Origin of the sequence: Streptomyces sp. NPDC048291 (genome assembly GCF_043201715.1) — a bacterium.
GTDB lineage: Bacteria > Actinomycetota > Actinomycetes > Streptomycetales > Streptomycetaceae > Streptomyces.
Genome location: NZ_JBICZC010000013.1, coordinates 264,307 through 277,362 on the forward strand (window position 1 = coordinate 264,307; position 13,056 = coordinate 277,362).

The 13,056-nt window shown below is 71.6% G+C and carries 14 protein-coding genes; 13 read left to right on the top strand and 1 reads right to left on the bottom strand.

Translation table 11 applies throughout. The annotated features are described in order from the left end of the window. Positions 1-32: 32 nt before the first annotated feature. The 8 genes from lepB (at position 33) to ACGF5O_RS33865 (ending at position 6,910) form a co-directional block, all read left to right on the top strand. Positions 33-818, top strand: a complete 786-nt coding sequence (gene lepB / locus ACGF5O_RS33830; protein WP_393813687.1) for a signal peptidase I — start codon at positions 33-35, stop codon at positions 816-818. 13 nt (positions 819-831) lie between these two features. Further along, positions 832-1,335 (top strand): NUDIX hydrolase, encoded by a 504-nt coding sequence (locus ACGF5O_RS33835; RefSeq protein WP_393813815.1) that lies wholly within the window; start codon positions 832-834, stop codon positions 1,333-1,335. A 56-nt stretch (positions 1,336-1,391) separates the two neighbouring features. Further along, complete coding sequence (locus ACGF5O_RS33840) at positions 1,392-1,700, top strand: DUF2469 domain-containing protein (protein WP_008745401.1); 309 nt, start codon at positions 1,392-1,394, stop codon at positions 1,698-1,700. A gap of 245 nt (positions 1,701-1,945) precedes the next feature. Next, the gene (locus ACGF5O_RS33845) at positions 1,946-2,305 is read left to right on the top strand and encodes a YraN family protein (RefSeq protein ID WP_393813816.1); all 360 of its coding nucleotides are present in this window, start codon (positions 1,946-1,948) and stop codon (positions 2,303-2,305) included. A 1-nt stretch (position 2,306) separates the two neighbouring features. Continuing rightward, positions 2,307-3,917 (top strand): YifB family Mg chelatase-like AAA ATPase, encoded by a 1,611-nt coding sequence (locus tag ACGF5O_RS33850; protein WP_393813688.1) that lies wholly within the window; start codon positions 2,307-2,309, stop codon positions 3,915-3,917. Beyond that, the gene (dprA, locus tag ACGF5O_RS33855) at positions 3,914-5,059 is read left to right on the top strand and encodes a DNA-processing protein DprA (RefSeq protein ID WP_393813689.1); all 1,146 of its coding nucleotides are present in this window, start codon (positions 3,914-3,916) and stop codon (positions 5,057-5,059) included. The genes ACGF5O_RS33850 and dprA overlap by 4 nt, the downstream gene beginning before the upstream one ends. 323 nt (positions 5,060-5,382) lie before the next feature. Then, a complete protein-coding gene (gene whiG, locus ACGF5O_RS33860; protein ID WP_393813690.1) occupies positions 5,383-6,225 on the top strand; it encodes an RNA polymerase sigma factor WhiG in 843 nt (280 codons plus the stop codon). Between the two features lie 127 nt (positions 6,226-6,352). Further along, positions 6,353-6,910 carry a TetR/AcrR family transcriptional regulator gene (locus tag ACGF5O_RS33865; RefSeq protein ID WP_393813817.1) on the top strand — a complete coding sequence of 186 codons (558 nt, stop codon included), beginning with the start codon at positions 6,353-6,355 and terminating at the stop codon, positions 6,908-6,910. A gap of 189 nt (positions 6,911-7,099) precedes the next feature. On the opposite strand, the gene ACGF5O_RS33870 is transcribed toward ACGF5O_RS33865, so the two are convergent. Next, entirely contained in the window at positions 7,100-7,693 is a 594-nt protein-coding gene (locus ACGF5O_RS33870; protein WP_393813691.1) for a murein hydrolase activator EnvC family protein, read from the bottom strand. A gap of 271 nt (positions 7,694-7,964) precedes the next feature. On the opposite strand from ACGF5O_RS33870, the gene rpsB reads away from it, so the two are divergent. The 5 genes from rpsB to ACGF5O_RS33895 all read left to right on the top strand — a co-directional run bounded on the left by rpsB (position 7,965) and on the right by ACGF5O_RS33895 (position 12,928). Continuing rightward, positions 7,965-8,912, top strand: coding sequence for a 30S ribosomal protein S2 (gene rpsB / locus ACGF5O_RS33875; protein ID WP_393813692.1), 948 nt, complete (start codon positions 7,965-7,967; stop codon positions 8,910-8,912). Between the two features lie 133 nt (positions 8,913-9,045). Continuing rightward, positions 9,046-9,882, top strand: a complete 837-nt coding sequence (gene tsf / locus ACGF5O_RS33880) for a translation elongation factor Ts (protein WP_393813693.1) — start codon at positions 9,046-9,048, stop codon at positions 9,880-9,882. 208 nt (positions 9,883-10,090) lie between these two features. Continuing rightward, positions 10,091-10,849 (top strand): UMP kinase, encoded by a 759-nt coding sequence (gene pyrH / locus ACGF5O_RS33885; RefSeq protein ID WP_393813694.1) that lies wholly within the window; start codon positions 10,091-10,093, stop codon positions 10,847-10,849. A 145-nt stretch (positions 10,850-10,994) separates the two neighbouring features. Continuing rightward, the gene (gene frr / locus ACGF5O_RS33890; RefSeq protein WP_089098486.1) at positions 10,995-11,552 is read left to right on the top strand and encodes a ribosome recycling factor; all 558 of its coding nucleotides are present in this window, start codon (positions 10,995-10,997) and stop codon (positions 11,550-11,552) included. Then, the gene (locus ACGF5O_RS33895) at positions 11,552-12,928 is read left to right on the top strand and encodes a phosphatidate cytidylyltransferase (RefSeq protein ID WP_393813695.1); all 1,377 of its coding nucleotides are present in this window, start codon (positions 11,552-11,554) and stop codon (positions 12,926-12,928) included. The genes frr and ACGF5O_RS33895 overlap by 1 nt, the downstream gene beginning before the upstream one ends. Positions 12,929-13,056: the final 128 nt, after the last annotated feature.

Genomic DNA, 13,056 nt, shown 5'->3' on the forward strand with positions numbered 1-13,056 from the left:
CTGCCCGGTACCGCCGGGTAGGGTGCGGCCTCATGGGCGACAGCACGATACGTACGGCTCCGCGCGGCGGCGCAGGCACCAGCACGAGCACGGCACAGCCCGGCGGCAGGCTCGGACAGCGGTTGTCCGGGATCGCCGTCGCGCTGGGCATCGTGATGTTCCTCGGCGGATTCGCCTGGGGAGCGGTGACCTACCGGCCCTACACCGTGCCCACCACTTCCATGACGCCGACGATCGACGCCGGGGACCGGGTCCTCGGCCAGCGCATCGACGGTGGCGAGGTGCGCCGGGGCGACGTCGTCGTCTTCAAGGACAAGAGCTGGGTCACCAATGCGGACGTCGTCAAGCGTGTGGTCGCGGTCGGCGGGGACACCGTCTCCTGTTGCACCGACGGCAAGCTGACGGTCAACGGCAAGCAGATCGACGAGCCGTATCTGCCGGCCGGCACCGCGGCCGAGCTCCAGGGCTTCCCCTCCGTCACCGTCCCGAAGGGCCGGCTCTTCCTCCTCGGCGACCAGCGCCAGGGCTCCCTCGACTCCACCGCCCACCTCACGGACGCGGCGCGGGGCACGGTCGCGCGCACCGCCGTCAGGGCCCGGGTGGACGCCGTGATCTGGCCGATGAAGGGCCTGCTCAAGCGTCCGACCGGCTTCGAGACGCTGGGCTCCCTCTCGCAGCCGGGCCCGCTGCGCCTCATCGAGTTCCTGATCGTGGCCGGTGGCGTGCTGGTCCTCGCGGGCGGCGCCTACGGCCCGGTCGTGAACCTGTTGGGCCGCTCCCGCAGCCGTGCCCGTACGGAGCCCGCCGGTGCCCGCTGAGGCGCTGCCGGAGATGCCGGAGGTGCCGGAGGGCGGTGGCCTGCGCAAGGTCGCCCGGGTGGTCCTCCTCGACCCCGAGGACCGCATCCTGCTCCTGCACGGCCACGAGCCCGACGACCCGGCCGACGACTGGTGGTTCACGCCCGGCGGCGGCCTGGAGGGCGACGAGACCCGTGAGCAGGCCGCTCTGCGGGAACTCGCCGAGGAGACCGGCATCACGGACGTCGACCTCGGTCCGGTGCTGTGGCACCGGACGTGCTCCTTCCCGTTCGCCGGTCGCCGCTGGGACCAGGACGAGTGGTACTACCTGGCCCGTACGACGCAGACGGTCACCGAGGCCACGGCCCTGACCGAGCTGGAGCGGCGCAGTGTGGCCGGAGCACGTTGGTGGACGTGCCAGGAACTGACCCGGGCACATGAGACGGTGTATCCGACCAGACTCGCCGAGCTGTTCCGTAGGCTGCTCGACGAAGGTCCCCCCGCCGGGCCCGTCACCCTTGACACGGAAATCGTCTAGGGGCGCGCGGGACTGGCGCACAATGGTGGGATCGCACGGCTGAAGGGGAACATGCCATGAGCGCCGAGGACCTCGAAAAGTACGAGACCGAGATGGAGCTGAAGCTCTACCGGGAGTACCGCGATGTCGTCGGTCTGTTCAAATACGTGATCGAGACCGAGCGGCGCTTCTACCTCACCAACGACTACGAGATGCAGGTGCACTCGGTCCAGGGCGAGGTGTTCTTCGAGGTGTCCATGGCGGACGCCTGGGTCTGGGACATGTACCGGCCGGCCCGATTCGTGAAGCAGGTCCGTGTCCTCACGTTCAAGGACGTGAACATCGAGGAGCTGAACAAGACCGACCTGGAGCTTCCGGGCGGCTGAGCCGGCTGTTGACGGCTGGGTGGGTCGCTCGTGTGGGTGACGGAGTTGTCCACAACCACTGAGTGATCCACCAAGATCAACATCGTGGCGGCTCATGCGTGACCGTTGGCATCGGAGGTGGTGCCGACATGAACACGCATCAGGCACACACGAATCAGCCGCGCACGCATCAGTCACCGGCGAACCAGTCACCGGCAAATCAGTCACCGGTAAATCAGTCACAGACGAGTCGGCCACGCACGAACCTGGCACGCAGCGCGCTCGGCAGGTACGGCGAGACGCTGGCCGCACGGCGGCTGGCCGAGGCCGGTCTGACGGTCCTGGAGCGCAACTGGCGCTGTGGCAGGACGGGCGAGATCGACATCGTCGCGCGGGACGGGGACGTCCTGGTCGTCTGCGAGGTCAAGACCCGGCGGACGGGCGTCTTCGAGCATCCCATGGCCGCGGTCTCCCCGGAGAAGGCGCAGCGCCTGCGCGGCCTAGCCGAACACTGGATCCACGCACACGGCGGGGCACCGCCGGGCGGCGTCCGCATCGACGTCGTCGGCGTGCTCCTGCCGCAGCGCGGGGCACCCGTGGTCGAGCACGTCCGGGGGGTGGCGTGAGATGGGGTTCGCGCGGACCTGCTCGGTGGCGCTGGTGGGCGTCGAGGGCGTGGTGGTGGAGGTGCAGGCCGACCTGGAGCCCGGGGTGGCGGCCTTCACCCTGGTAGGGCTGCCGGACAAGAGCCTCACGGAGAGCCGGGACCGGGTCCGGGCCGCGGTGGTCAACTCGGGGGCCGCCTGGCCCTCGAAGAAGCTCACCGTCGGGCTGAGCCCGGCATCCGTGCCGAAGAGCGGCAGCGGCTTCGACCTCGCGGTGGCCGCGGCCGTGCTCGGGGCGGCCGAGCGGATCGATCCCCGGGTGCTCGCCGAGATCGTGATGATCGGGGAGCTGGGCCTGGACGGCAGGGTCCGGCCGGTCCGGGGCATCCTGCCCGCCGTGCTGGCCGCCGCCGACGCCGGGTACGAGCAGGTGGTCGTGCCGGAGAGCGCGGTGCCGGAGGCCTCGCTGGTGCCGGGGGTGTCCGTGCTGGGCGTCCGCAGCCTGCGCCAGCTGATCGCGGTCCTCACCGACGAACCGGTGCCCGACGAGGAGCCCGTCCCCGGCGAGATCCGCCCCGACCCGATCCTCGCCGGGCTCGCCCTGCCCGGCATGGGACTCGGCACCGGCATGGCCACCGGCGACCACGCGCCCGACCTCGCGGACGTCGCCGGCCAGCACGTCGCCCGGGCCGCCCTGGAGGTGGCCGCGGCCGGACGCCATCACGTCTTCTTCAAGGGCCCGCCCGGCGCCGGCAAGACCATGCTCGCCGAACGGCTGCCGGGGCTGCTGCCCGAGCTGGGCCGGCAGGAGTCCCTGGAGGTCACCGCCGTCCACTCGGTCGCCGGGATGCTGCCGGCAGGCCACCCCCTGGTCGACAGGCCGCCCTACTGCTCCCCGCACCACTCGGCCACCATGGCCTCCCTGGTCGGCGGCGGAACCGGCCTGCCACGCCCGGGAGCGGTCTCCCTGGCACACAACGGCGTACTTTTCCTGGACGAGGCCGCGGAGTTCCACGCCAGCGTCCTGGACGCCCTGCGCCAGCCCCTGGAGTCGGGGCACGTCGTCATCGCCAGGGCCGCCGGGATACTGCGGATGCCCGCCAGGTTCCTCATGGTCCTGGCCGCCAACCCCTGCCCCTGCGGCCGCCACGGCACCCCCTGTGACGTCTGCGAGTGCCGGCCCTCCTCGATCAAGCGGTACCGGGCCCGGCTCTCCGGCCCCCTGATGGACCGCGTGGACCTCAGGGTTGCCGTGGAACCGGTCGCCCGGGAGGAGCTGCTGCGGCTGCACACCGGCGCCGAGCCCTCCGCCGCCGTGGCCGACCGGGTCCGCACGGCACGGGAGCGGGCCGCCCGCCGCTACGAAGGGCTGCCCTGGCGCACCAACAGCGAGGTCCCGGGCCACGAGCTGCGCACCCGCTGGCACGTCCAGCCGGGCGCGCTGCTCAAGGCCGAGCTGGACCTCGACCGGGGCCTGCTCACCGCCCGCGGCCTGGACCGGGTGCTCAGGGTCGCCTGGACCCTCGCGGACCTGGCGGGCCGCGACCGGCCCTCGGTCAACGACGTCAACCTGGCCCTGGAGCTGCGCACCGGCGTCCGGCGCGGCGCGGTCCTGGAGGGGATCGCCCCGTGAGCGGCACCGAGCTGCTGGACCGGGTCTTCCTGGCCCGGGTCGTCGAGCCCGGTGACGAGGCGGCCGGGCGGTGGGTGCGGGAGCGGGGCGTGCACGAGGTGGCGGACCGGCTGCGCGGGGACGGGCCGCCCCTGCCCGGCGTCGGCGCCAAGCGGTGGGCGGGCCTGCTGGCCCGCGCGGCGCGGGCCGATCCCCGGGCCGACCTCGCCGTCGCCCGGGAGGCGGGCGCGCGGTTCGTGTCCCCCGGCGACGCCGAGTGGCCCAGCCAGCTCGACGACCTCGGCGACGCCCGCCCCCTGGGCCTGTGGGTGCGCGGCAGGCCCGGTCTGCGGATGTGGGCACTGCGGGCCGTCGCCGTCGTCGGGGCCCGGGCCTGCACCGAGTACGGCGCCCACATGGCGGCCGACCTCGCCGCGGGGCTCGCCGAGCGCGGCTGGGTGGTGGTGTCCGGCGGCGCCTACGGAGTCGACGGCGCCGCCCACCGCGGAGCCCTCGCCGCCGGCGGGGCCACGGTCGCCGTGCTGGCCTGCGGGGTCGACCGGCCCTACCCGAGGGGCCACACCGAGCTGATCAACAGGATCGCCGAACAGGGTCTTGTGGTGGGGGAGTTGCCGCCCGGCGAGCACCCGACGCAGAGCAGGTTCGTGCTCCGCAACCGGGTCATCGCGGCGCTCACCAGGGGCACCGTCGTCGTGGAGGCCGCCCACCGCAGCGGCTCGCTGGTCACCGCGCGGGCGGCACAGCGGCTCGGCCGGTTCACCATGGGCGTGCCCGGACCGGCCACCAGCGGGCTCTCGGCCGGGGTGCACGAGCTGCTGCGCGGGGAGGCCGTGCTGGTCACCGACGCCTCGGAGGTCGTCGAGCTCGTGGGGGACATGGGTGAGCTGGCCCCGGCCAGACGCGGCCCCGTCCTCCCGCGTGACCTGCTGGAACCCGCCGCCCGGCAGGTCCTCGCCGCCCTGCCGGGCAACCGGCCCGCCTCACCCGAAGAGGTGGCGCGCGGCGCGCAGACGTCCGAGGACGAGGCGGTCGCGAGACTGTACGAACTCCGAGCACTTGGTTACGTCGAACGACACGGCGATGGCTGGAAGTTGACACGCCAGGCGATGATCTCGGTCCGGGCCGGTCGGAGCCGGTGCTGACCGAGCGTGTTCGGCCGTCCGGGGGAACTCCCGACGCCCTTGGGAATTCCCGGAGTTGACGCTTCCGGCCGATCACGCAGAGCGACGCGCCGAGCGTTGCGGAGCGCGCCGTGCAGGGGGTTCGCGCAGGGGTGGAGCCTCACTGTTCGCGCACCGCGACTCCTCAGTCACGCTACGCTCACGAAAGGCCTGGCGCAGACCGCGCCAACCGCCACGAGACCGACACCCCGCCCAACCTTCGCTCTTCACTCCTCCGCTCACCCACTCCACGGCACAACACGGCACTTCCTGGCACTTCACGGCAGAACGGCACAAGGCGACGAATGCCCCAGCACACCTCCGGGTCCGACCGGGCGGCGATCCCCCCAGCCGCCCGTGACGGTGGCAGCGTGCGGCCGCCCGCTCCCTCGACGCTCGACGAGCTGTGGCGGTCGTACAAGGCGACGGGGGACGACCGGCTGCGGGAACAGCTGATCCTGCACTACTCGCCGCTGGTCAAGTACGTGGCCGGGCGGGTGAGCGTGGGCCTGCCGCCCAACGTGGAGCAGGCCGACTTCGTCTCCTCCGGGGTGTTCGGGCTCATCGACGCGATCGAGAAGTTCGACGTCGACCGGGAGATCAAGTTCGAGACCTACGCGATCACCCGGATCCGCGGCGCGATGATCGACGAGCTGCGGGCGCTGGACTGGATCCCGCGCTCGGTCCGGCAGAAGGCGCGGAACGTGGAGCGGGCCTACGCCACCCTGGAGGCGCGGCTGCGGCGCACGCCCTCGGAGGGCGAGGTCGCCGCCGAGCTGGGCATCGAGGTGGAGGAGCTGCATGCCGTCTTCAGCCAGCTGTCGCTGGCCAATGTGGTGGCGCTGGAGGAGCTGCTGCACGTCGGGGCCGAGGGCGGCGACGGCCTGAGCGTGATGGACACCCTTGAGGACACCGCCGCGGACAACCCCGTGGAGGTGGCCGAGGACCGGGAGCTGCGGCGGTTCCTGGCGCGCGCGATCAACACGCTGCCGGAACGGGAGAAGACCGTGGTGACCCTCTACTACTACGAGGGGCTCACGCTCGCCGAGATCGGGAACGTGCTCGGGGTCACCGAGAGCAGGGTGAGTCAGATCCACACCAAGTCGGTGCTGCAACTGCGGGCGAAGCTGGCGAGTTTCGGCCGCTGAGCGGGGGTGGTGGGCGGTTTTCGGCCGCCGGGCCGTGGCGGGCGGCCCGCCTCTCGGTCGCGCTGCCTCCCGTCCGGCCCGGCGCGTCCGTACAGTGGTCGACGTGCCAAGGATTCGAGCGGCCTCCGTGGCCGAGCACCGGTCGATGCAGCGAGCCGCCCTGCTGGACGCGGCCCGGTCCCTCCTGTCCGAGGGCGGGACGGAGGCGCTGACGTTCCCCGCGCTCGCCGAGCGCACGGGGCTCGCGCGGTCGTCCGTCTACGAGTACTTCCGTTCCCGGGCCGCCGTGGTCGAGGAGCTGTGCGAGGTCGACTTCCCCGTGTGGGCGGCGGAGGTCGCCACGGCGATGGAGCGGGCGGCTTCCGCCGATGGCAAGGTCGAGGCGTACGTACGGCAGCAGCTCGCGCTGGTCGGGGACCGGCGGCACCGGGCGGTGGTCGCGATCTCCGCGAGCGAGCTGGACGCGGGGGCCCGGGAGAAGATCCGGGCCGCGCACGGCGGGCTCGTCGCGATGATCGTGGAGGCGCTCGGGGAGCTGGGGCACGGCCAGCCCCGGCTGGCGGCGATGCTGGTGCAGGGCGTCGTGGACGCGGCGGTACGGCGGATCGAGCTGGGCGCTGCGGAGGACCCGGCGGTCATCACCGAGGCGGCCGTGGCGATGGCGCTGCGGGGTGTCCAGGGCTGAGGGGCTGGGGCCGGGGGTGGGGACGCTCACCGGCGCTTGCCGGGTGCCGCAGCGCCCACCCGTGCCGCCCCAGCGGCACGACTGCCCGCAGCTATGTTTTCAGGGGCGCGGGGAACTGCGCGACCAGCCCCCACCGGTCCGCGGTCGCACGACTGACCCCGCGACCCCTCCGGCAACGGAAACCCCGGCTCACGCCTGTGGCAGCGGCACCCCCAACACCGGCAACAACCTCGGCGGCCCCCCGTCCAGCAGCCACGGCGGCAACAGCAGCAACGGGTCCAGATACGCCTCCCCCCTGAGCAACCCCCAGTGCACACACGTGCGAGCGCCACAGTGCGCGCCCCCCGGCTCCACCGTGCCCACCACCTCCCCCGCCGCCACCGCCTGTCCCTTCTCCACCGTCGCCGTCACCGGCTCGTACGTCGTGCGCAGGTCCGTCCCCGTCAGGGTCACCGACACCACGCCCCGCCCCGCCACCCGCCCCGCGTAGGAGACCCGGCCCGCGGCCACCGCCCGTACCGGCGCACCGGGGGCCGCGCCCAGATCGACCCCCCGGTGCCCGGCGCCGTACACCGTCGCGGGTGGCTCCCAGCCGCGCAGGACCGGTGGCCGTACCCCCACCGGCCAGGCCCGGGCGAGCGCCGGCACGGGTGGACCGGGTGGCCCGGCAGGGGGTGGCGGGCCGTCCGCGCCGACCCAGGCCCGGGCCGCGGCCGCCCCCAGGGCCAGCGGCAACACCGTCGCCGCCCACATCCATCGCATCGCGCGTCGCATGACCAACATGGCCGAACGCTCCCGCACCGGCGCCGATCATGGCCGGTACCTGTGGATTACTCCCGAGTTGTGGACAGCGGCGTCACCCGGCGCCTTCCCGGTCCCGTACACTTCCCTTGGCGATCCGGGTCACCGGGTCGACTTCGCACGCCCCGACACCTGGCCCTCACCAGCGGGTGTCAGCGCTTCTCGGTCCTTCGCGGCACAGCGCACACGGGCGTCAGGCGCGGGAGCCGTCCGGCCCCCGCGGCACAACCGAGAAATTCAAGGAGATACGGCCATGGCCGTCGTCACGATGCGGGAGCTGCTGGAGAGCGGCGTCCACTTCGGTCACCAGACCCGTCGCTGGAACCCGAAGATGAAGCGCTTCATCTTCACCGAGCGCAACGGCATCTACATCATCGACCTGCTCCAGTCGCTGTCGTACATCGACCGCGCCTACGAGTTCGTCAAGGAGACCGTCGCCCACGGCGGCACGGTCATGTTCGTCGGCACGAAGAAGCAGGCGCAGGAGGCCATCGCCGAGCAGGCCACCCGCGTCGGCATGCCCTTCGTCAACCAGCGCTGGCTGGGCGGCATGCTCACCAACTTCTCGACCGTCTACAAGCGTCTGCAGCGCCTCAAGGAGCTCGAGCAGATCGACTTCGAGGACGTCGCCGCGTCCGGTCTGACCAAGAAGGAGCTTCTCGTGCTCTCGCGCGAGAAGACCAAGCTGGAGAAGACCCTCGGCGGTATCCGCGAGATGCAGAAGGTGCCCAGCGCCGTCTGGATCGTGGACACCAAGAAGGAGCACATCGCGGTCGGTGAGGCCCGGAAGCTCAACATCCCGGTCGTCGCGATCCTCGACACCAACTGCGACCCCGACGAGGTCGACTACAAGATCCCGGGCAACGACGACGCGATCCGCTCCGTCACCCTGCTCACCCGCGTGATCGCCGACGCCGTCGCCGAGGGCCTCATCAGCCGCTCGCGCGTCGCCACCGGTGACAAGGGCGAGAAGGCCGCGGCCGAGCCGCTCGCCGAGTGGGAGCGCGACCTGCTCGAGGGCGAGAAGAAGGCGGACGACGCCGAGGTCCAGACCTCCGCCGAGACCGAGAAGGTCGCCGACGCGGAGCAGGCCGAGGCCCCGGCCGCCGCCGAGGCCGCTGTCGAGGCTCCGGCTGCCGAGGCTGCGGCTGCCGACGCGCCGGTCGCCGAGGCTCCGGCCGCGGACGCCGAGCAGGCCTGACCCGTCAGCGTTGACGGCGGGGGCGACGACATCTCGTACGCCCCCGCCGTTCACCCATAGATTCGCGCTCTACATCTCCGTGTAGATCGTGGATCGGGCAGATCTCCCGACTTCGAGAAAGACTTAACGACTCATGGCGAACTACACCGCCGCTGACGTCAAGAAGCTCCGCGAGCTCACCGGCGCCGGCATGATGGACTGCAAGAAGGCCCTGGACGAGGCCGAGGGCGACGTCGACAAGGCTGTCGAGGCGCTCCGCATCAAGGGCCAGAAGGGCGTCGCCAAGCGCGAGGGCCGCTCCGCCGAGAACGGCGCCGTGGTCTCGATCATCGCCGACGACAACTCCTCCGGCGTCCTCGTCGAGCTGAAGTGCGAGACGGACTTCGTCGCCAAGGGCGACCGGTTCCAGGCCGTCGCCAACACCATCGCCGAGCACGTCGCCAAGTCCTCCTACGCGGACCTGGACGCCCTGCTCGCCTCCGAGATCGAGCCCGGCAAGACCGTCCAGGCGTACGTCGACGAGGCCAACGCCAACCTCGGCGAGAAGATCGTCCTGGAGCGCTTCGCGCAGTACGCCGACGGTTACGTGACCGCGTACATGCACCGCACGATGCCCGACCTGCCCCCGCAGATCGGTGTCCTCGTCGAGCTGGACAAGCCGAACGCCGAGGTCGCCAAGGGCATCGCGCAGCACATCGCCGCGTTCGCCCCGAAGTACCTCGCCAAGGAAGACGTGCCGGCCGAGGTCGTCGAGACCGAGCGCCGTGTCGCCGAGGAGACCACCCGCGCCGAGGGCAAGCCCGAGGCCGCCCTGCCGAAGATCGTCGAGGGTCGCCTCAACGGCTTCTTCAAGGACGCCACGCTGCTCGGCCAGCCGTACGCGCTGGACAACAAGAAGTCGGTCCAGAAGGTCCTGGACGAGGCCGGTGTCACCCTGAAGCGCTTCGCGCGCATCAAGGTCGGCATCTGAGTCCGTACCGCGATCGACGCGCGACCCGCGGGGAAATCCCGATAGGGTCGGTCGACAGCAGTCGTCCGCACACACCGCCACACCCAGGGGCGTGACGGACGGCGGCAGATCTGACGAGGAGGCCATTGCCGCGCATGGGCAGCGAAAAGCGACCCCACCGGCAATGGCCTTCTTTGTATGTGCACCACGTGAAAGAGGCGGGATCTCCATGACCACCAAGGCCCAGAAGAGCGACGACGGCAAAGTACACGGCCGGTTTCTGCTGAAGCTGTCCGGAGAGGCCTTCTCCGGTGGCGGTGGCCTGGGCGTGGACCCCGACGTGGTACACAAGATCGCCCGTGAGATCGCGGCCGTCGTCCGCGATGGCGCAGAGGTCGCCGTCGTGATCGGCGGCGGCAACTTCTTCCGCGGCGCGGAGCTCCAGCAGCGCGGCATGGACCGGGCCCGCTCGGACTACATGGGCATGCTCGGCACCGTGATGAACTGCCTCGCCCTCCAGGACTTCCTGGAGAAGGAGGGCATCGACAGCCGGGTGCAGACCGCGATCACCATGGGACAGGTCGCCGAGCCCTACATCCCGCTGCGCGCCGTGCGCCACCTGGAGAAGGGCCGTGTGGTCATCTTCGGCGCCGGTATGGGCATGCCGTACTTCTCCACCGACACCACCGCCGCCCAGCGCGCCCTGGAGATCGACGCCGAGGCGCTGCTCATGGGCAAGAACGGCGTGGACGGGGTCTACGACTCCGACCCCAAGACCAACCCCGACGCGGTCAAGTTCGACTCCCTCGGCTACGGCGAGGTCATCACCCGCGAGCTCAAGGTCGCCGACGCCACCGCGATCACGCTCTGCCGCGACAACAAGCTGCCCATCCTGGTGTTCGAGCTGCTGGCGGAGGGCAATATCGCGCGCGCCGTCAAGGGTGAGAAGATCGGCACGCTGGTGGGCGACCAGGGCAGCCGGGACTGACCGGCACCGCCTGACGGACCCTGACCGGGGGATGGACAATGTCCTGCCGGTCGGGAACCGTCAGGGAAAGAAGACGCGACGCAGCCGGCCGCCGCCCGCAACGGAACCGCAGCCGGGCCTTACTCAAGACACGCAGGAGCAAGTGGTGATCGAAGAGACCCTCCTCGAAGCCGAGGAGAAGATGGAGAAGGCCGTCGTGGTCGCCAAGGAGGACTTCGCCGCGATCCGCACCGGGCGTGCGCACCCGGCGATGTTCAACAAGATCGTGGCCGACTACTACGGCGCGCCGACGCCGATCAACCAGCTGGCCTCGTTCTCCGTGCCGGAACCGCGCATGGCGGTCGTGACCCCGTTCGACAAGACGGCCCTGCGCAACATCGAGCAGGCGATCCGCGACTCGGACCTGGGCGTCAACCCGAGCAACGACGGCAACATCATCCGGGTGGTGTTCCCCGAGCTCACCGAGGAGCGCCGCCGCGACTACATCAAGGTCGCGAAGGGCAAGGCGGAGGACTCCAAGGTCTCCATCCGCTCCGTCCGCCGCAAGGCCAAGGACGCGATCGACAAGCTGATCAAGGACGGCGAGGTCGGCGAGGACGAGGGCCGCCGCGCCGAGAAGGAGCTCGACGACACCACCGCGAAGTACGTCGCGCAGGTGGACGAGCTCCTCAAGCACAAGGAAGCGGAGCTTCTCGAAGTCTGATGAACGACTCATCCTGGGGAGCCCCGCCGCACGCCGGGCGGCAGCCCGGGCAGGCCGGATCACCCGTCGGCCAGGCCGGAGCACCGGCCGGGTACTGGGGACCGACCGATCAGGGCACCGGCCAGGGGTACGACGACGGCTCCGGCCAGGGGTACGACCTCGGCTCCGGCCAGGGATACGGCCCCGGCCTCGCCCACGGCACCGGCCAGGGGTACGGCGCGGGCGCAGGCCCTGCCCAGGGTCCCGGCCAGGGGTACGACCTCGGTCGCGCCCACGGCTACGACCAGGGGCATGTCCGGGGAGCCGCCCCGGCGGGTCCCGCGTACGATGCGCAGAACGCGCAGCAGACTCGCCCCATGCCCATCGTGCCCGATGACGTACCCGCGTACGGCTCGGACCAGGACGGTGACAGGGGGGCCGCTCGGCTGGGCGGCCCCATGTTCCGAGACGAGACGTTCCGCAACGACACACCGTCGGCGCAGCCCATGCCCCATGCGGCGGCGCCGCAGAATCCGGAGCCCATGCCCGACGCCCCACAGCCGGCCCCCGCGCCGCAGAAAAAGAGCGCGGGACGCGACCTGGGTGCGGCCATAGGGGTCGGTGTCGGACTGGGCGTCGTGATCGTGGCGTCCCTGTTCGTCGTCAAGGCCGTCTTCGTCGGTGTCGTGGCGATCGCGGTCGTGGTGGGCCTGTGGGAACTGACCAGCAGGCTCCAGGAGCGCAAGGGCATCAAGGCGCCCCTGGTCCCGCTGGCGCTGGGCGGCGCCGCGATGGTGGTCGCCGGGTACGCCCGGGGGGCCGAGGGCGCCTGGGTCGCCCTGGCGCTCACCGGCCTCGCGGTTCTGGTCTGGCGGATGACGGAACCGCCGGACGGCTACCTCAAGGACGTCACGGCGGGTCTCTTCGCGGCGTTCTACGTGCCGTTCCTGGCGACGTTCGTCGCGATGATGCTCACCGCCGAGGACGGCCCCCTCCGGGTGCTGACCTTCCTGCTCCTCACGGTGGTCAGCGACACCGGCGCCTACGCGGTCGGCTGGCGCTTCGGCACCCACAAGCTCGCCCCGCGCATCAGCCCCGGCAAGACCCGCGAGGGCCTGGTCGGCGCGGTGCTGTTCGCGATGGTCGCGGGCGCGCTGTGCATGGAGTTCCTGATCGACGACGGCCACTGGTGGCAGGGCCTGCTGCTGGGCCTCGCGGTCGCGGCCAGCGCCACGCTCGGCGACCTCGGCGAGTCCATGATCAAGCGCGACCTGGGCATCAAGGACATGGGCACGCTCCTCCCGGGCCACGGCGGCATCATGGACCGGCTGGACTCCCTGCTGCCGACGGCGCCGGTGGTGTGGCTGCTGATGGTGCTGTTCGTCGGCAGCGGCTGAGCCACTGTGACACCGGCTTTCGGCTGGTCCACGCCGGCCGGAGGCTGATCCACGTTGGCCGGCGGCGGATCCACGTCGGCTGTCGGCTTGATCCACAGAGACATCGGCGGCGGCTGCCGTACAGCCGC

Excerpts from the sequence above, each read along its gene's own strand:
- ACGF5O_RS33840 (WP_008745401.1), top strand. The coding sequence starts at position 1,392 with ATGAGCGCCGAGGACCTCGAAAAGTACGAGACCGAGATGGAGCTGAAG.
- ACGF5O_RS33895 (WP_393813695.1), top strand. The coding sequence starts at position 11,552 with ATGAACGACTCATCCTGGGGAGCCCCGCCGCACGCCGGGCGGCAGCCC.
- lepB (WP_393813687.1), top strand. The coding sequence starts at position 33 with ATGGGCGACAGCACGATACGTACGGCTCCGCGCGGCGGCGCAGGCACC.
- ACGF5O_RS33850 (WP_393813688.1), top strand. The coding sequence starts at position 2,307 with ATGGGGTTCGCGCGGACCTGCTCGGTGGCGCTGGTGGGCGTCGAGGGC.
- tsf (WP_393813693.1), top strand. The coding sequence starts at position 9,046 with ATGGCGAACTACACCGCCGCTGACGTCAAGAAGCTCCGCGAGCTCACC.
- ACGF5O_RS33870 (WP_393813691.1), bottom strand. The coding sequence starts at position 7,693 with ATGTTGGTCATGCGACGCGCGATGCGATGGATGTGGGCGGCGACGGTG.
- pyrH (WP_393813694.1), top strand. The coding sequence starts at position 10,091 with ATGACCACCAAGGCCCAGAAGAGCGACGACGGCAAAGTACACGGCCGG.
- whiG (WP_393813690.1), top strand. The coding sequence starts at position 5,383 with ATGCCCCAGCACACCTCCGGGTCCGACCGGGCGGCGATCCCCCCAGCC.
- ACGF5O_RS33835 (WP_393813815.1), top strand. The coding sequence starts at position 832 with ATGCCGGAGGTGCCGGAGGGCGGTGGCCTGCGCAAGGTCGCCCGGGTG.
- rpsB (WP_393813692.1), top strand. The coding sequence starts at position 7,965 with ATGGCCGTCGTCACGATGCGGGAGCTGCTGGAGAGCGGCGTCCACTTC.